The organism is Vibrio brasiliensis LMG 20546, from assembly GCF_000189255.1.
GTDB classification, from domain to species: domain Bacteria; phylum Pseudomonadota; class Gammaproteobacteria; order Enterobacterales; family Vibrionaceae; genus Vibrio; species Vibrio brasiliensis.
Window position 1 is genome coordinate 88,354 of the sequence record NZ_AEVS01000071.1, and the last position, 16,600, is coordinate 104,953.

The following is a 16,600-nucleotide window of genomic DNA, read 5'->3' on the forward strand; positions in this document are numbered from 1 at the left end:
CAAACCTATGAAACTAATGGATTAAGTGATTTAGAACGTGTCACTTATCTCGCAATTAGGCGGCAAAGTCTCTACTAATTATTGAAATAGTTCGAATGGAAGGTGACTGCATGTGAATCCAGTCAAACCTGGGGGACTTGGCAGTAGATAAATAGTAATGAGGATACAAGCCTTTACGCTCAATGCGATATGGTTCTTTATAGAGAGTGATAAGCCCTTCACCGAGCCTTTGAAGAATTGCGGGCATAAAAAAGGAGAGCCTAAGCTCTCCTTTCCTTAATCCTAATAACTAACTCTAATTAAAGAGCAGCTTTCGCTTTTTCAACTAGAACTGCGAATGCAGCTTTGTCGAATACCGCGATGTCAGCAAGGATCTTACGGTCGATCTCGATAGATGCTTTCTTAAGACCGTTGATGAAACGGCTGTAAGATAGACCATTTTGACGAGATGCAGCGTTGATACGTGCAATCCATAGTTGACGGAATTGACGTTTCTTGTTGCGACGGTCACGGTAAGCGTATTGACCAGCTTTAGTAACTGCTTGGAAAGCTACGCGGTAAACACGTGAACGTGCACCGTAGTAACCTTTAGCTTGTTTTAGAACTTTCTTATGACGTGCACGAGCTTGTACACCACGTTTTACGCGAGGCATTATGCTTCTCCTAAACTAAACGATTAATAAACTAAAAAGAATTATGCGTATGGTAGCATACGAGCAACTGCAGCCACTTCACACTTAGGAAGGATTGCATTTGGACGAAGCTGACGCTTGTTCTTAGTAGTACGCTTAGTCAGGATGTGACGTTTAGTAGCGTGCTTAAACTTAATACCACCAGCAGTTTTCTTAAAACGCTTAGCAGCACCTTTGTTGGTTTTCATCTTAGGCATGATGAATAACTCCGCATTGTTGAGTTGTATTAACAATAGTAATTAGGGCGAACAAAACTCAGCCACCTTACGGCAGCTGAGTTTTATTACTTGCAAAGCCGTTAATTACTTCTTTTTAGGGGCAAGAACCATGATCATCTGACGACCTTCGATCTTCTTAGGGAAAGATTCCACTACTGCGATTTCAACAGTGTCTTCCTTAAGACGATTTAGAACGTCAACACCGATGTCTTGGTGTGCCATTTCTCGGCCACGGAAGCGAATTGTTACCTTCACTTTGTTGCCTTCTTCAAGGAAACGCGTCAGGTTGCGTAGTTTTACCTGATAGTCTCCAATATCAGTTCCAGGACGGAATTTTACTTCCTTAATCTGGACCTGCTTTTGCTTTTTCTTCTGCTCTTTAGCAGATTTGCTCTTCTCAAAGAGGAATTTACCGTAGTCCATTACACGACATACTGGTGGCTCAGCATTTGGACTGATTTCTACCAGATCCATACCAGCTTCTTCAGCTGCGGCTACTGCTTCTTGGATAGAAACAACACCAACTGATTCGCCATCAGCACCTGTTAAACGAACTTCACGAACGCCACGAATTTCACCGTTTAAACGATGAGCATTTTGTTTGGCCGGTACTTGGCCGCGTCTTCCGCCTTTAATAGTTTATTCCTCCAGATTGAGCTTACGGCTTGAGATCTCGTCTTGGATGTAAGAAATAAAGTCATCCACTTTAAACTTGCCGAGATCCTTACCTTTACGAGTACGTACTGCAATTTCGCCAGCTTCCATTTCTTGGTCGCCACAAACAAGCATAAACGGTACACGCTTCAAAGTATGTTCGCGGATTTTAAAGCCAATCTTCTCATTTCTCAAGTCCGCTTTAGCTCTAATTCCACATTTTTGTAGTTTTTGTGCCACTTCCTGAACATAATCTGACTGTTTGTCAGTGATATTCATGATTACAGCCTGTTCTGGCGATAACCAAGTTGGGAAGAAGCCGTAGTATTCTTCAATAAGAATACCAATGAATCGTTCTAGTGAACCAAGAATAGCACGGTGAATCATAACTGGCACTTGGCGCTCGTTATTTTCATCAACGTAAGTTGCACCCAGACGACCCGGTAGGTTGAAGTCTAGCTGAACTGTACCACATTGCCATGCACGGTCTAGACAGTCATGTAGTGTGAATTCGATCTTAGGACCGTAGAATGCACCCTCGCCTTCTTGAATTTCGTATGGAATATCCATCGCTTCAAGAGACTGTTTCAGTGCTTCTTCAGATTGATCCCAGATTTCATCTGAACCAACACGCTTTTCAGGACGAGTAGACAGTTTAACTACGATGTTATCGAAACCAAATGTTTGGTACGTATCGTAAACCATCTTAATACAGCTAGTTACTTCGTCTTGAATCTGGCTTTCAGTACAGAAGATGTGTGCATCATCCTGAGTGAAGCCACGAACACGCATAATGCCGTGTAGCGCGCCTGATGGCTCGTTACGGTGACATGAGCCAAACTCAGCCATACGTAGCGGCAGATCGCGGTACGACTTCAGACCCTGGTTGAAGATCTGAACGTGGCCCGGACAGTTCATTGGCTTAAGTGCGTAGTCACGGTTTTCAGAAGACGTTGTAAACATCGCTTCTGCGTATTTGTCCCAGTGACCAGAGCGTTCCCATAGAACGCGGTCCATGATAAGTGGACCTTTCACTTCCTGGTAACCGTACTCAGTTAGTTTTTCACGAACGAATACTTCCAGATCACGGAAGATAGACCAACCATTGTGATGCCAGAACACCATACCAGGTGCTTCTTGCTGCATGTGGAACAGGTCTAGCTGCTTACCAATTTTACGGTGGTCACGCTTCGCCGCTTCTTCTAAGCGAGTTAGGTGCGCTTTAAGCGCTTTTTTGTCGTGGAATGCAGTACCGTAGATACGTTGTAGCATCTTGTTGTCACTGTTACCACGCCAGTAAGCACCAGCTACGTTAAGTAGCGTGAAGTGCTGACAGAAACCCATATGTGGTACGTGTGGACCACGACACATATCGATGTATTCTTCATGATGGTAAAGACCCGGGCGATCGTCGCGAGCAACGTTCTCGTCCAAGATTTCCATCTTGTATGTTTCACCGCGAGCTTCAAATGCATCGCGTGCTTCCTGCCAGCTGACCTTTTTCTTGATCACTTGGTACTTAGTTTTCGCCAGCTCTTTCATACGCTTTTCAATCTTTTCAAGATCTTCTTGCGTTAGAGAGTGCTCTAAGTCGATATCGTAGTAGAAACCGTTGTCGATCGTAGGACCAATCGCCATTTTCGCTTCAGGGAAAAGTTGCTTGATCGCGTGACCTAGCAAGTGAGCACAAGAGTGGCGAACGATTTCCAGACCATCGTCTTCATCTTTAACGGTGATGATTTCAAGGCTTGCGTCTTGTTCAATAAGATCACATGCATCAACACGGTTACCGTCAACACGGCCAGCGATGGTAGCTTTAGCTAGACCAGGACCGATAGACTGAGCGACTTCAAGAGTAGAAACTGGGTTGTCAAATTGACGCTGACTGCCGTCAGGAAGAGTAATAATAGGCATTTAACTATCCTTTACAGTGGTGTTGCACACCAAGCAACACGTGTATTTAAAACGTATCTTTAACTGAAAAAACATCGAGTTAAAGACAAGAAAACTTGTCCTTTTATATGCAAATACGGATGCACAACTCAGGAACGAGCAAGCATTGTAACGGATTAGCGTGAAATAACAATCGAAGTCACAGAAATGATTAAAAAAAGTTCGCTTTTTAGCCAGCCATCCAACGATTTAGCACGATTCGAGACTGCAGCACTACGTCACTTGCCAACAGACCTATCTGACCGTCGCGCTCGGCAAGTTCATCAGCCGCCGTGCTATGAAGCAGAACACCCACTCGAGCTGCATCAAGTAGACTTAAGCCCTGACCAATCAGAGCGGCAATAACACCTGTCAGCACGTCGCCCATGCCACCAGAAGCCATGCCCGGATTACCAGCAGAACAGACGTAGGTTTTGCCATCGCCACAAATTAAGGTTCCGGCACCTTTTAGTACCACTACCCCACCATATTTCTGTTGTAGTGCTCTGACTGCCTTAAATCTGTCTTGCTCCACTTGCTTAACGCTGCAATCAAGTAATCGCGCGGCTTCACCTGGATGAGGAGTAATAATGCGCTTCGGGTCAACATTGGGCGCTAAAGCGAGCAGATTCAACCCATCTGCATCGACCACCTTGGGTTTATCGATAGTCTGAACGGATTGATAGAGGCGTTTAGCCCAATCATCAACACTAAGCCCGGGGCCAATCGCCACAACGTCTGTCTGAGCCAAAGCTTGCTCTAATACTGACTGTTGATTGTCCCATGACTGGGTCATCACTTCCGGACAACTGACTTGCAGTGCAACCGTCGAGTTAACATGGCATAAAGCGCGAATCAGTCCGGCTCCGTTACGAGCGGCTGCGCTGGCACATAATCTTATCGCTCCTGCAAATCCATTGTTCCCTCCCAAACAAAGCACACGTCCGTGATTTCCTTTATGAGCGCTGGCTGTTCGACGCGGGAGTACCTGTCGTAGCTCATCTAAATCGAGTAACTGGCTAGAGATTTGTTCAATTTGAAGGAAAGTGTGATCGACGCCTAAGCCAGCAAAGTGTAATTGTCCGGTGACTTCGCGCGCCTGCCCTGTGGTTAGCCCTTGTTTTACTCCAATAAAAGTCATGGTGTGTGAAGCTTTAACTGCCTGTCCCAATATACGCCCGGTATCGCTGCACAAGCCTGAAGGAATATCAATAGCTACTACAGGTAACTTTAGATGGTTAACACGCTCAATAAGATTCTGCATCGGCATACGTACGTCGCCTTGCAGACCCGTGCCGAGCAGCCCATCAACGATCACATCCGCATCAAGTTGTTCAAGTTCAAGGCTATCTAAACAAACGAGTTCTCCGCCATTGGCCAACCACTCCTGTTTTGCTCTCAGCGCATCTCCGGACAGTTTAGACTCCTCACCGTAAAGTGCCGCCGTCACGTGTAAACCATCTTCCTTAGCAAGCCTGGCGACAATCAGACCATCACCGCCATTGTTACCACCGCCAATCAGTATTAGCAGACGTTTAGCATTGGGATATTGCAGCCTTAGTAACTGATACACGGCAGTGCCAGCACTTTGCATCAGGCTGTACATCTTTATGCCAGCTAGCTGGGCTGCTTGCTGCTCTCCGCGTTTGACTTGTTGCCCGGTAAATAGTTGGCGAGGAAGTGTTGAACTCATAATGCGCGTCTTGTTAACAGTGGAGTCTATAGCATAAACAACAACGCCAAGGCATTCCTTGGCGTTGTTGGCAATTTATTGATTTTTCGACACCAGAGCTTCGGCGGTGGCATCCTGAACCGAGATAAACAGGGAACGAATTTCTCCAGTCGGTGTGCGCATCGGGTTTAGCGTAATGTTCTGGTACATGTAGTCCGCTTGTTGAGTCACAGGGCGAACGTTACGGCACTTAAACAGATAAGGTCGTTGTTGCCAGGTGATGAAACTACGACAACCTAAGTCATAAACCGGTTTGGTCTTAAGCTTAAACCACTCCTGAGGTATTTCAGGGAAGAGTTCAAATAAGGATTTGCCTATCGCATCATGCGCCTGTATGCCGCTATGGTGAGTCATAAAGCCGTTCCACACTTGGACGTTGTGTTCTCTATCAAGTACAACTAATCCCAGATCGACGTTTTGCACCATGTCGACCATCCAATGGAACTGCTCAAATTCAGCTGGAAGATTTAACATTAAAAGTCCTCCATTAAGTAAGCTAACTTGTTATCAAGCAGCGGCAGTGATTCGTCGACAAACATAAATAACAGGTCACAACGAATAGAGGTACCATCAATGTTGTAACTGACCTCAAATGTCATGGTCTTTTTAAAAGAACCGGACGTCGATGAGATAACAGAGTCAATTGATATATGTTGACCGAGTAGCACTGGTGAGCTTTGGAAGAATCGCACCTCAGCTTGTTTACCAAGGCCGTTAAGGAATGCACCAACCAAAATGTTGGAAACGTCCATTAACAGTTCCAACTCTTCCAGTTCTTCGCTGTCCGCCGGAACCTTCATCAGTTTTTTAAGGTCAGAGACACTGGAATCACTGAGTAAGACCAAAGCCTCACCAGCAATGCCTTCACCGCTGAACCCCTGACAAACGCCAGATACCTGATCGTTCTCAGCCAAATCACGCAATGCCATATGAAGTTCACTTACTTCAAATATATTGACGTTAGGCAGTGGTAGGTGAACAAATACATCAAAATGTCGCGCAAGCGCATCTGCAGCCTGACCAATAGCAACGTTCGCCACTTCCATGTAGATATCACGTCGACGAAGGATCGGCAGGTCTATTGCAACAGGGGTAATGATTTGTGGCTTGGTGACTGGCTCCACCAGCTCCTTAAGGACACCGTTAAGGATATCTTTGTCAATCGGCTTTTGAACAAATGCCTTAGCCCCAAGAGCCATTACGCGCTCTTTCGCTTTCGGTTGAATATCACCGGATACAACCACAACTGAGATGTCGATATCCCGATTAGCGATCTCCTCTAAAGTACCAAAGCCATCAAGTTCAGGCATGGTCAGGTCAAGGAACATCAGCTTGAATTCATTTTTCTCTAACTGTTCCAGAGCATCTAAACCGTGGACAGCGAAGGTAATATCAGCATTTAACGAAGCAGGCAATGAGCGAGCCATTTGCTTTCTCGCTAAAGCGGAGTCATCGCATATAAGGACGGGAAAAGTCATGCGTACACCTACTCCTATTTTGGTTGTAGTAATTATCACAGTGTAGCAGACCACTGAGATGCCAAATACCGCATTTTGATGCTTTATTCGCCAGTCAGTCACTAAAAAACCGTTTAAGGACAAATAATTGTAGACCGATGCACTTACCGCTAATTCAAGTCATCGCATAGCAACAAGGTTACTCGTGCCCGCTGGCTTTCAAATCAAATGAATCACTATCAAAGCCTTCATCCCGGAAAGTCGAGGCAACCGTTTTGAATTGATCTTCGACAGCTAAGAAGGTTTCTACCAACAGAGGTTCGAAGTGCGAACCCGAACTTTCTTTAATGATCTGCACCGCTTTCTCATGGGGAAAAGCCGGTTTATATACTCGCTCTGAGATCAGTGCATCGTAAACGTCAGCAATTGCCATCAATCGTGCACTTAATGGGATATCGTGGCCGGACAACCCTTCAGGATAACCGCTGCCGTCCCACTTCTCCTGATGACTAAAGGCAATCTCAATCGCGGTAGTCAGGAAGTCACACTCAAAGTCAATCGACGACTCAACATTGCGCAACACTTCCCGACCAATTGAAGTATGACATTTCATGGTGTCAAACTCGTCATCGGTTAGCTTGCCTGGTTTGAGCAGGATACTGTCGGAAATCCCTACTTTGCCTATGTCGTGAAGCGGCGCCGACTTATAAAGCAGCTCGATCGATTCTGGAGATAGCTGTTCTTGGTAATGCCCTTTGCTAACCAATTCTTCAGCTAATATACGAACATAGTTTTGGGTACGGCGAATATGATTACCGGTTTCGTTATCTCTGGTTTCAGCCAGCGACGCCATTGCTTCAATAGTCGCGTCCTGAAGCGCTTCTAATTCGTGGGTGCGCTCTTTAACTCGTTCTTCAAGGATCTCATTTTGATGGGATAACTCATCCATTGCGCCACGCAGTTTCAAATGAGTGGCAATTCGTGCCAACAAGATGGGTGGGCTAATCGGCTTAAGAATGTAATCGACGGCACCAACCTCAAAACCACGCTGCTCATCTTCTATCTGCGTTTTAGCGGTTAAGAAGATAACCGGAATGAACGCGGTATCAGAGTTATCTTTTAAACGCAGACATACCTCATAACCGTCCATCTCCGGCATCATAATATCGAGTAAAATGATATCCGGTAGTTTAGACTCAGCCAGAGAGAGGGCCTGCTTACCATTCGTAGCGACAAGAACCTTATAGTGTGGTTTTAACAGACCACTTAATAGCACTCTGTTTTCCGCATTATCATCTACGACTAGTACACTGGAGACTAATTCATCCATTTGTTCCCCCAAACATCTTCTCCGAATCAATCGGGTAAATGCTGGCTGCCTTCCTCAACGCTAAGCTTGCCGCAAGAAAATCGCAATCATTAATATGACGACAACAGACTTCGAAAGCTTCTGACTTAAGTAAAGTATTGAAGCGGAGATAGTGCTCGTCAAGAAACTCAATGGCACTCGCATCAAATTCATTCAGTAACAAATCTAATTGCAGTATCAGCGCGACACTCTCGTCATCAAGGTTGTTTTTGACCTCAGAAGGGTAAAGCCTGCCTAGCCCTTCGCACACTTGGTGAAAGAATGGATCAATATAGTCAGACAGTTCTTGCTTAGTTGGCTCAATATCTGTTCGTTGCTCAGAATCATTAAGTTGATGCTCAAGTCTGGCAGCAATATCAAACAGTCGAACCATGCCCAAGTTGCCGGCTGAACCTTTTAGGGTATGAGTAATAAGAGAAGCATAGTCGTAATCTTGTTTTTCTAACGCGATATCGAGCCGGGAAATAAAGTCATACTCTTTGTCGATAAGCTGAGAAAGCAACCGATGATAAAGGGCTTCATTGCCAGCAACTCTCAACATGCCGTTTTTAACATCGAGAGATTCAACTTGCTCCAACGTAGTAATTTGCTGATTACCGTCGTCATTACTGCTCTCAGCGGGGGCTGGTTCGATTTGTTCTGTCGCTTCATAGTCTGAGCAGCAACGCTTGATGGTACTAAACAAAACTTCTGGATCGATGGGTTTGGAAACATGATCATTCATACCAATCGATAAACAACGTTCACGTTCTTCAATCATGGCATGCGCAGTCATTGCTACTAAAGGAATCTCGTCAAAACGATTATCTGCACGGATTCGCGTCCCCGCTTCATAACCATCCATAACAGGCATTTGTAAGTCCATAAAGATGATTTCGAAACTGGTGCTGCCTTGTTGGTAAGTGCTTTCCAGAGTATCTAGTGCCTCCTGACCATTATTTGCCACCGTGACCTTAAGCCCTTTCTCTTCCATGAGCTCAACCGCGATCTGCTGATTGATTTCGTTATCTTCAACCAATAGAACGCGTAAACCTCTAAGCGAGCTATCTTTGCTACGTTTTGTTGAATGGCTGTTTTTCTCTTTATCAAGCGTGGGACCAAACAGATCCATCAACAAATCAAACAAGTATGACTGGCCAACTGGTTTAGATAAAAAGCCCGATACGTCCAGGTCTTCAAGGTCTAACGAGATGTCTTCTTTGTCATAAGCGGTCACAATAACTACTTTAGGCCGTGCGTCATCAGGCAGCGTCTGGCGGATTTTCTGCGTCGCTTCGATACCACTCATCCCCGGCATCTTCCAGTCCATAAACACCAGATTATATGGTTGCTTTTCAGCAGCCGCTTGCTTGAGTTGTGCAATAGCTCGCTCACCACTAGAGACTAAGCTCGGCGCATTAGGTAACACATCCAATAAATCTTCCATCACTAACAAAGCGTGCTCATTGTCGTCGACCACCATGGCTTTAACATCATTGAGCGTTTGAGGAACGACACGAGATTTCGCATTGTCGCCCTCTGCAAAGCCAGTGAAGACATTAAATGTGAATTCACTCCCCTGACCCAAAATACTTTCGACCTGAATAGAACCACCCATTAACTCCACTAACCGTCGACAGATAGATAAGCCTAACCCTGTGCCGCCATAACGACGAGTGGTGCTGCCATCGGCCTGAGTAAAGGCGCTAAATAGTTTGTCCGATTGCTCCGGACTCATGCCAATACCGGTATCCTGAACAGAGAATTTTAGCTCGACTTTCTGATCTGAATGGGGAGTTCTTGTTACGTGAACAGTGATCTCCCCTTGCTCGGTAAACTTAACGGCATTATTGACGAGGTTGATGATGATTTGCCCCAAGCGCAGCGGGTCACCATAGAGCACCTTTGGCACATCCCGATCAATCTGGAAAATGAGCTCTAATCCTTTTTCGAACGCTTTCTGCCCAGTGACCATCGAAACGTTATGCAGCACATCGTCGAGATGAAACTCAATCGTCTCAATCGATAATTTACCCGCTTCAATTTTGCTGAAATCCAGAATGTCATTAATGATGCCAAGCAGTAGCGATGCAGAGTTATGTATTTTCGAAATGTAGTCGTGTTGTTTGGGTGTGAGTTCAGTTTTGAGTGCCAGATGCGACATACCTATGATGGCGTTCATCGGAGTTCGAATCTCATGGCTCATGTTAGCCAGGAACATCGACTTCACTTCAACGGCCTCTTCAGCCTTAGAGCGCGCTTGATTAAGTTCATCTTCAACCGCTTTACGGGAGGTGACATCGCGAAGAAACATTGCGGCTCGACACTGATCGTCAAAGAGAAATATGGTGATACCGAGATCAATCGGAATCATTCGCCCAGTCGAGGTATAAGTTTCCACCTCAAAGAAGCCACCACTGACTTTGCTCTGGTCTTCGAAACGCAGCTCGCCACTTAAGATATCTTTTAGCTCTTCAGGTAGTTCGATACGTAACAGCTCGCAAAGGTTGCTCCCTTCAATATCTTCAAACCGATAACCGTAGGTTTGCTCTGCGGTGTTATTCCACAAGATGATACGTTGTTTGTTATCGATGATAGCGACACTCGATGGAGCGCCTTCGATAATGGTGCGCGACAGCGCTTCACTGGCTTGTAGATCCCTTGTTCTTAATTCTATTTCTTGTTCAAGACCTTCTTGATGCTGCGCTAATCGCTGGTTTGTAATGCGCAGCTCATGCATAAGCTCATCACGAGATTTCTCACTGATAATTTCGCTCAGACGCGTATGTACTTTTTCAGTAATCGGCACCATTGAGTCTAAGGTCCATACTAAACCCTTGGTCGATTTTGTTAGGTTGAGCAGAGGTATTGAGAAAGCCTGAATCGATTTTTCGTCTTCTTGATATGCCCAAGTTACGGCCACGCTGTCAGTGAGAACTTGAACCTCGACACTTAACGTTTCACCCTGTTCAAACGCACGCAGCATGATTTCACCGCCAAGTACCAGTAACTGGTCTCTCGCCTGAAAGCTATAACCCATTACTTCTAGCATTGACGCGATTTTGCGCCGCATAGCGATCCTTGCTACATCACTATTAAACACAGTGAACGAGAACGAACTATTACTATTCATCGCAATACCTGACTACTATCGCAGTTGCATCGTCATAAGGCTTGCTATAGTTGCGTACAAAAAATGAAGAGAGGTACTCGAGTGCTTTCCCATTAGCAAACTCCATTTCGGTCGGGTCAATGTTCTCTTTAACTCCGTCAGTGGTGAAAAGATAGGTTTCGTCAAACTCAAATCGAAATTCGAACGGGCGCAAAGTTGGTAATAACTCGCCAACAATTCCCGCCTGGGCGGCAAAGGAACGATAGTTTTGGCCTAACTGACGTACCAGAGTATTACCAATGCCAATTCCCTTTGCCTGCTGAGATTCACTGTCGAAATAGACAACTGTGATAGCCGCTCCCAGTGAACCAATCAACTGCTGGTGTAAGTCCGATACCACCCAGTTAATATCTTTACACGCTAATTGCTCTAACTTCGATTCTATAATACGAGCAAGGCTTGCAGCTTTCGGACCGTGGCCAAGTACATCAATAATAACCACAAGCAAATCATCGCCGAGACGAGCGACATAATAGCCATCCCCTGCCTCGGGTTCTCCTTGATACGGTACGCAGTAAACACTGTATTCAAAGCCCATGTTAGGATTTCCATTTAATAATCGTCACTCGGGTTCCGGAACCAAGTTGTGACTCGATATAAAACTCATCCACCATTCTTCGTACTCCGGGTAAACCTAAGCCGAGAGAAGAACCCGTCGAATAATGTTCCTCTAACGCATGGGCAATATTTTCGATGCCGGGACCGTTGTCTTTTGCAACGACTTTAATACCCTCTCGTGAATTAGTGAGGTCCTCAATATGACTGACTGTAATGACACCCTGTTGGGCATACTTAACTATATTCATTGCCAGCTCAGACACAGACGTAGACATTTCGCTCACTTCTGTTGCAGATAATGCCTGATTCTGACCCAAAGAATAGACAGCAATAACTGCGCTCATTGCTTCAGTTTCGGAAGCAATACGATAGCTTTCGATGGTTTCTTCTCGGTAGTCACTGTCGGGCACAAGCATTACCTATCATTGCCAGGCCATCATCAATATCACTCGCACAATGCAACTTGTCTGTCTCATAGCCAATATTAACCAGTGCCATTGCGATACCTGGCCTTATACCGACAAAGGCGCACCCCCTTCCCATCACTTCAACAGTGGTCACAATCTGTAGCAAAGCGTCCATATCCATTCGGTCTAGCGTCCTTACCTCCGACAAATCAATCAGCACTCCTTGAATCGAATGATCTCTGACTTTGTTCAATAGGTCGGAGCGGAAGTTGTCCAGTACTTCTGAGCTCAAATCCACCTGAACCGTAGCGACTAAAACCCCACTCAGTTGACTGATTGAAATAGACTTTGACATAGGTTCTCAATCACTCAGACAGCTGTTTTAAAGCCTGGACATTTAAGCCCATAATCTCAAATGCATTCTCTAGGGCATCACGTAAAGTCGCATTGGTTTTAACCTCACCAACATTGATTCCAAGCTGAACCATAGTTTGGGCTATCATTGGTGACACACCTGATACTAAACAGTCACAACCCATGAGTTTGGTCGCTTTGGTTATCTTGATAAAGTGGTTGGCAACCGCAGTATCCACCACAGCTACACCTGAAATATCCATGATGAATATCTTGGCACGGTGCTCTGAGATTTTGTTCAGCACTGCGGTCATGATGTCTTGTGCCCGTTTAGAGTCGATAATGCCGACGATGGGTAACATTAATATGTCTTGCCACACCATGGTCACAGGCGTCGACATGGCTAACAACGCCTCACTCTGCTCCGCGATTCTCTTGTTAATCAGGCGTGAATAGGTATCGACCACTATGGTGGTATCGAGATGAAGCAGTTTGGTAAATGCAGTCACTAGTGAGCTGTACTCGTCACTGTATAGGCTTCCGTCATACATACGTTTGGTGAAAATCACCATCGAGATGTTCATACCAGCAAAATAGGTTGGTAACGGAAGACCTACGCGGGCATGTACTTCCCCCACTTCCCTTCGTTCTCTTATATATTTGTCGTCAATCTTGGCCGAGAAGAAGGTAGTCCAGTACTCAATTTGCGATGCCTGAACCTTTTTGAGCTTGGTCTGTTCAGAAAAGAACTGTTGATACTCTGGCTGTTTTTCTAGCCAGTCATAAAAGTGGCGTACATAATCATCCAGTTTCGGCACCATCATATCGCCAAACTTTCGAATTAACGCTAAATCTGCCTCGTTCAAATCGTGAAGTTTTAATAAACTTTCAGCGCTTGCATACTGACCAACCGAAGTTCCATGTGGCATGAAAACACTCCCTTATCTAACCGAACACTATTACTCAACGAAATGAAACAGGGCTCATTAATAAGTTTAATGTTAGACCAGGATTTATAGATTTCAGGTAGTAAGTGAAAAAAGAGCCACAAACCCGACTAATTTTGTCAGGTATTTAAAATTGTACATATACTTAACAGCATCGGCTCAAGCACGTTTGACACTGAAGAAGGAATAAGAGCTATGCGTGTAAACCAACCCGTGACTCAAAAAGAACTAATTTATCCTCCTGAGTTCAACTTACTTTCGATCACTAAACCATCAAGTCACATTACTTATGCCAGTAAAGATTTCTGCGAAGTCGCAGGTTATACGTTAGAAGAGCTTGTTGGGCAGCCGCATAATATTGTCCGTCACCCTGATATGCCTCCGGCGGCATTTGAAAATATGTGGAAGTATTTAAAACAAGGTGATTCGTGGATGGGGCTGGTAAAAAACCGATGTAAGAATGGTGATCACTACTGGGTAGATGCCTTTGCCTCTCCAATAAAAGAAAACGGAAAAACCGTCGAATACCAGTCTGTTCGTCTGTCACCAAAACGCGAACATGTGAAAAATGCAGAGAACCTTTACGCTCAATTGAATAAAGGCAAAGTACCATTAAAGCTAAAACTTCCTCGTACTCGGTTATGGCAACGACTGTCGATTTCGTTCTTCATCATCGCTTTGATATCGACTTTCATTGCAAGCTTTTCACCCACCATCGCACTGTGGACCTTTTTCTTAGTCAGTAGTGCGGCTTCGTACTTTCTGACCCGACGCCTTGAGCAGCTATCAGGCGATGCTCGCAAGGTATTTGATAACCCATTAATGGAGCTACTCTACAACAATCACGTCGATGATATTTCTGAGATTCAACTTGCATTCAAAATGCGTCAATCTGAGATCAACTCTATAGTCGGGCGTATACAAGACTCCAACCAACAAGTCATACAGACAGCAAGTTCATCAGTTAAGAACTGCGAAACGACCGCAGGGAATCTGGTTGGTCAAACATCAGAAACGGAACAAGTCGCTGCCGCTATTAACGAAATGCATTCCACCGCTAATGAAATCGCACAGAATGCCCAAAGTGCTTCAGATGCTACCGAACACGCTAACAATGCGGCCAACGAAGGCCGTTCATCAGTGAGTCAGACAGTCAGTTCGATCAACGAGTTAGCGACCCAACTTGGCGTTGCTTCTGAGGTGATTCAGCAGTTAGTAGAACATGGTCGAACCATAGGTGAAGTGCTTATTATCATTCAAGGGGTCGCGGAACAAACCAATCTACTGGCTCTCAACGCAGCTATTGAAGCAGCTCGTGCGGGTGAACAAGGTCGCGGGTTTGCTGTGGTAGCAGACGAAGTTCGTTCACTGGCCCAACGCAGCCACGAATCAACCGAAGAAATTCAAAATATCATCAAGCTCATTCAAAGCAGCACCGACAAGGCCGTACAAGCCATGAACGAAGGCACTCAGCTTTCCGATATATGTGTTGAGTCTGCAGAAAAATCCGGCGAGAAGTTAGATTCCCTGCTCCACCAAGTTAATGACATTTCTGATAGAAACAATCAAATTGCAACCGCGATTGAAGAAATGGCAAGAGTAACCGATGAAATGAACTCAAGCGTTCAGTCTATTAGTGATGTCTGCGCGGCGACCAATGTATTGGCTGGTGATACTCAGGCTGAGTGTGAAGGGTTGGTAAAAGATCTCGACTCACAAGGAAAGCTTGTTATGCAGTTTAGAAAGCTCTGAAGATTTGTGTGAACAAGACCGACAGCCAAAAATTAAAAAAGCCTTCCGTAGAAGGCTTTTAGCTATCGGCTATTGAGCCATGCGAATCAGTGATTTACCCATCAGCCACTCTAGCTCTTTAGCACTACCATCACCAAATTGTGTTTCTGCCATCTTATACAAACGGTCAACACCGTTGCTAGCAAACTCGTGTGTGCTTTGTGATGTAACAATATGGTGGAATAGCAGGCGAAGGATCGCGCGGAACTCTTCATTATCTAGTGCTGCGATCCAGCTAGTAGAAAATGCGTCCAAGCCGTTGTCAAAATCTACGTGTTCGACAAACATCTTGAAAATGCGACCATCCAGTGCGGCTGTGAAATCCGTTTTCTTTGGAAAATGGTGGCTGATGCCAGTTCTAGAAACACCTGTTTGTTGGCTAAGTGTCGTGTACGACATCTTGTCGTAACCGAGACGCAACAGCTGATCTACAACAGCATCCATAATTTTCTGAATCGTGATTTCGGTATCTTCTTTACTACGCTTTGGCATGTTCAGGCTCTTCTCTCTGTAAATCCGTCTAAACTCTTTTATGAGTTAATTATTTACGCCAAGTGACTAGCTTTCACTTCAACCTTCGCATTATTAATAGAACAGGTAGTCCTACGTTAAACGCATAGATTAAATAACGGCTATACCGCGTGTTTACCTAATTGTTGTGCAAGCTAATTTTTTATAACTACACGTTGCATATAGTTATAAATCACAAGGCATTATTTTTTAATTTATATAATTGTGAGCTATCGATAATCTTACAAATTGCTCGCTCTGACAACGGAATAAATGACGTTCTGACAAAATAATGACACCCGCTTTCGTCAGAAGTTGATCCCCATCACACTTAAACAAGAACCATTCTCGAACAAAAGATTAGAAGTTACTCAACTGTCAACATATCATGCTGTGATAGCACTGAAACGTGACACAGTGCTTTTTATGGATAAACATCAAAGAACTCGCTAAAATATCCGCACTATTTGTAGGAGGATGTCAAAAAATGAGCACCGAACAAGATCAAGTATGCGAAGCATGCGGCTGTGCAGGCGAAATGGGTTTTATCATCAAAGAAGGCGATGATGTTGCTGAAGTGACTATATACGCAGCGGGTAAAGCACTACTTGAAACTGAACTTAATAAGTACATTGAGCTTGCAAAACAAGTGTGTGCCAACGTTGAATTTGAAGTAACGCCAGTTGAGCAAGATTCATCAGAATTAACCGCACGCTTTAAGTTCGAAGTAAGCGCAGAAAAACTGATCTTTGAGTTAAAAACTCGTTCGCTAGCACGATAATCAGTGATTTCTACTTTATAAAACGGGCGCTTGAGCCCGTTTTTTTG

At 44.8% G+C, this 16,600-nt stretch carries 16 protein-coding genes; 2 read left to right on the top strand and 14 right to left on the bottom strand.

Annotated elements, in window-relative coordinates:
• Positions 1 to 299: 299 nt before the first annotated feature.
• The 13 genes from rplT to RH46_RS11980 form a co-directional block, all read right to left on the bottom strand.
• Entirely contained in the window at positions 300 to 653 is a 354-nt protein-coding gene (rplT, locus tag RH46_RS11920) for a 50S ribosomal protein L20 (protein ID WP_004401084.1), read from the bottom strand.
• A 41-nt stretch (positions 654 to 694) separates the two neighbouring features.
• Positions 695 to 889: a 50S ribosomal protein L35 gene (gene rpmI, locus RH46_RS11925; protein WP_004411425.1), complete on the bottom strand. Its 195-nt coding sequence runs from the start codon at positions 887 to 889 to the stop codon at positions 695 to 697.
• 105 nt (positions 890 to 994) lie between these two features.
• Entirely contained in the window at positions 995 to 1,546 is a 552-nt protein-coding gene (infC, locus tag RH46_RS11930) for a translation initiation factor IF-3 (RefSeq protein ID WP_071985915.1), read from the bottom strand.
• A 3-nt stretch (positions 1,547 to 1,549) separates the two neighbouring features.
• A complete protein-coding gene (gene thrS / locus RH46_RS11935; protein WP_006879714.1) occupies positions 1,550 to 3,478 on the bottom strand; it encodes a threonine--tRNA ligase in 1,929 nt (642 codons plus the stop codon).
• A gap of 208 nt (positions 3,479 to 3,686) precedes the next feature.
• A complete protein-coding gene (locus tag RH46_RS11940; protein ID WP_006879715.1) occupies positions 3,687 to 5,189 on the bottom strand; it encodes a bifunctional ADP-dependent NAD(P)H-hydrate dehydratase/NAD(P)H-hydrate epimerase in 1,503 nt (500 codons plus the stop codon).
• 75 nt (positions 5,190 to 5,264) lie between these two features.
• Positions 5,265 to 5,702, bottom strand: a complete 438-nt coding sequence (locus tag RH46_RS11945) for a PAS domain-containing protein (protein ID WP_006879716.1) — start codon at positions 5,700 to 5,702, stop codon at positions 5,265 to 5,267.
• On the bottom strand, positions 5,702 to 6,706 hold the full coding sequence (locus RH46_RS11950) for a response regulator (protein ID WP_006879717.1): 1,005 nt from the start codon (positions 6,704 to 6,706) through the stop codon (positions 5,702 to 5,704). Before RH46_RS11950 ends, RH46_RS11945 begins: the two co-directional genes overlap by 1 nt.
• Positions 6,707 to 6,884: 178 nt before the next feature.
• Complete coding sequence (locus RH46_RS11955; RefSeq protein ID WP_006879718.1) at positions 6,885 to 8,015, bottom strand: response regulator; 1,131 nt, start codon at positions 8,013 to 8,015, stop codon at positions 6,885 to 6,887.
• Positions 8,008 to 11,166 (bottom strand): hybrid sensor histidine kinase/response regulator, encoded by a 3,159-nt coding sequence (locus tag RH46_RS11960; RefSeq protein WP_006879719.1) that lies wholly within the window; start codon positions 11,164 to 11,166, stop codon positions 8,008 to 8,010. Before RH46_RS11960 ends, RH46_RS11955 begins: the two co-directional genes overlap by 8 nt.
• The gene (locus RH46_RS11965) at positions 11,159 to 11,743 is read right to left on the bottom strand and encodes a SpoIIE family protein phosphatase (protein ID WP_006879720.1); all 585 of its coding nucleotides are present in this window, start codon (positions 11,741 to 11,743) and stop codon (positions 11,159 to 11,161) included. The genes RH46_RS11960 and RH46_RS11965 overlap by 8 nt, the downstream gene beginning before the upstream one ends.
• 1 nt (position 11,744) lies before the next feature.
• Complete coding sequence (locus RH46_RS11970) at positions 11,745 to 12,179, bottom strand: ATP-binding protein (protein WP_040895729.1); 435 nt, start codon at positions 12,177 to 12,179, stop codon at positions 11,745 to 11,747.
• Positions 12,160 to 12,525, bottom strand: coding sequence for an STAS domain-containing protein (locus tag RH46_RS11975; protein ID WP_006879722.1), 366 nt, complete (start codon positions 12,523 to 12,525; stop codon positions 12,160 to 12,162). Before RH46_RS11975 ends, RH46_RS11970 begins: the two co-directional genes overlap by 20 nt.
• A gap of 10 nt (positions 12,526 to 12,535) precedes the next feature.
• Positions 12,536 to 13,453 carry a protoglobin domain-containing protein gene (locus tag RH46_RS11980; protein WP_006879723.1) on the bottom strand — a complete coding sequence of 306 codons (918 nt, stop codon included), beginning with the start codon at positions 13,451 to 13,453 and terminating at the stop codon, positions 12,536 to 12,538.
• A gap of 213 nt (positions 13,454 to 13,666) precedes the next feature.
• On the opposite strand from RH46_RS11980, the gene RH46_RS11985 reads away from it, so the two are divergent.
• Positions 13,667 to 15,223, top strand: coding sequence for a methyl-accepting chemotaxis protein (locus RH46_RS11985; RefSeq protein ID WP_006879724.1), 1,557 nt, complete (start codon positions 13,667 to 13,669; stop codon positions 15,221 to 15,223).
• A 69-nt stretch (positions 15,224 to 15,292) separates the two neighbouring features.
• Here RH46_RS11985 and RH46_RS11990 read toward each other — a convergent pair whose 3' ends face one another.
• Positions 15,293 to 15,754 (bottom strand): TetR/AcrR family transcriptional regulator, encoded by a 462-nt coding sequence (locus tag RH46_RS11990; RefSeq protein ID WP_006879725.1) that lies wholly within the window; start codon positions 15,752 to 15,754, stop codon positions 15,293 to 15,295.
• 505 nt (positions 15,755 to 16,259) lie between these two features.
• Between RH46_RS11990 and RH46_RS11995 the strand changes: the two genes are divergently transcribed.
• Entirely contained in the window at positions 16,260 to 16,553 is a 294-nt protein-coding gene (locus RH46_RS11995) for a YfcZ/YiiS family protein (protein ID WP_006879726.1), read from the top strand.
• Positions 16,554 to 16,600: the final 47 nt, after the last annotated feature.

Bases quoted from the DNA above. Each gene is read 5' to 3' on its own strand.
- RH46_RS11965 (WP_006879720.1), bottom strand. From the start codon at position 11,743: ATGGGCTTTGAATACAGTGTTTACTGCGTACCGTATCAAGGAGAACCC.
- RH46_RS11985 (WP_006879724.1), top strand. From the start codon at position 13,667: ATGCGTGTAAACCAACCCGTGACTCAAAAAGAACTAATTTATCCTCCT.
- RH46_RS11950 (WP_006879717.1), bottom strand. From the start codon at position 6,706: ATGACTTTTCCCGTCCTTATATGCGATGACTCCGCTTTAGCGAGAAAG.
- RH46_RS11955 (WP_006879718.1), bottom strand. From the start codon at position 8,015: ATGGATGAATTAGTCTCCAGTGTACTAGTCGTAGATGATAATGCGGAA.
- thrS (WP_006879714.1), bottom strand. From the start codon at position 3,478: ATGCCTATTATTACTCTTCCTGACGGCAGTCAGCGTCAATTTGACAAC.
- RH46_RS11975 (WP_006879722.1), bottom strand. From the start codon at position 12,525: ATGTCAAAGTCTATTTCAATCAGTCAACTGAGTGGGGTTTTAGTCGCT.
- RH46_RS11960 (WP_006879719.1), bottom strand. From the start codon at position 11,166: ATGAATAGTAATAGTTCGTTCTCGTTCACTGTGTTTAATAGTGATGTA.
- RH46_RS11990 (WP_006879725.1), bottom strand. From the start codon at position 15,754: ATGCCAAAGCGTAGTAAAGAAGATACCGAAATCACGATTCAGAAAATT.
- rpmI (WP_004411425.1), bottom strand. From the start codon at position 889: ATGCCTAAGATGAAAACCAACAAAGGTGCTGCTAAGCGTTTTAAGAAA.
- RH46_RS11940 (WP_006879715.1), bottom strand. From the start codon at position 5,189: ATGAGTTCAACACTTCCTCGCCAACTATTTACCGGGCAACAAGTCAAA.
- RH46_RS11980 (WP_006879723.1), bottom strand. From the start codon at position 13,453: ATGCCACATGGAACTTCGGTTGGTCAGTATGCAAGCGCTGAAAGTTTA.
- RH46_RS11995 (WP_006879726.1), top strand. From the start codon at position 16,260: ATGAGCACCGAACAAGATCAAGTATGCGAAGCATGCGGCTGTGCAGGC.
- rplT (WP_004401084.1), bottom strand. From the start codon at position 653: ATGCCTCGCGTAAAACGTGGTGTACAAGCTCGTGCACGTCATAAGAAA.
- RH46_RS11970 (WP_040895729.1), bottom strand. From the start codon at position 12,179: ATGCTTGTGCCCGACAGTGACTACCGAGAAGAAACCATCGAAAGCTAT.
- RH46_RS11945 (WP_006879716.1), bottom strand. From the start codon at position 5,702: ATGTTAAATCTTCCAGCTGAATTTGAGCAGTTCCATTGGATGGTCGAC.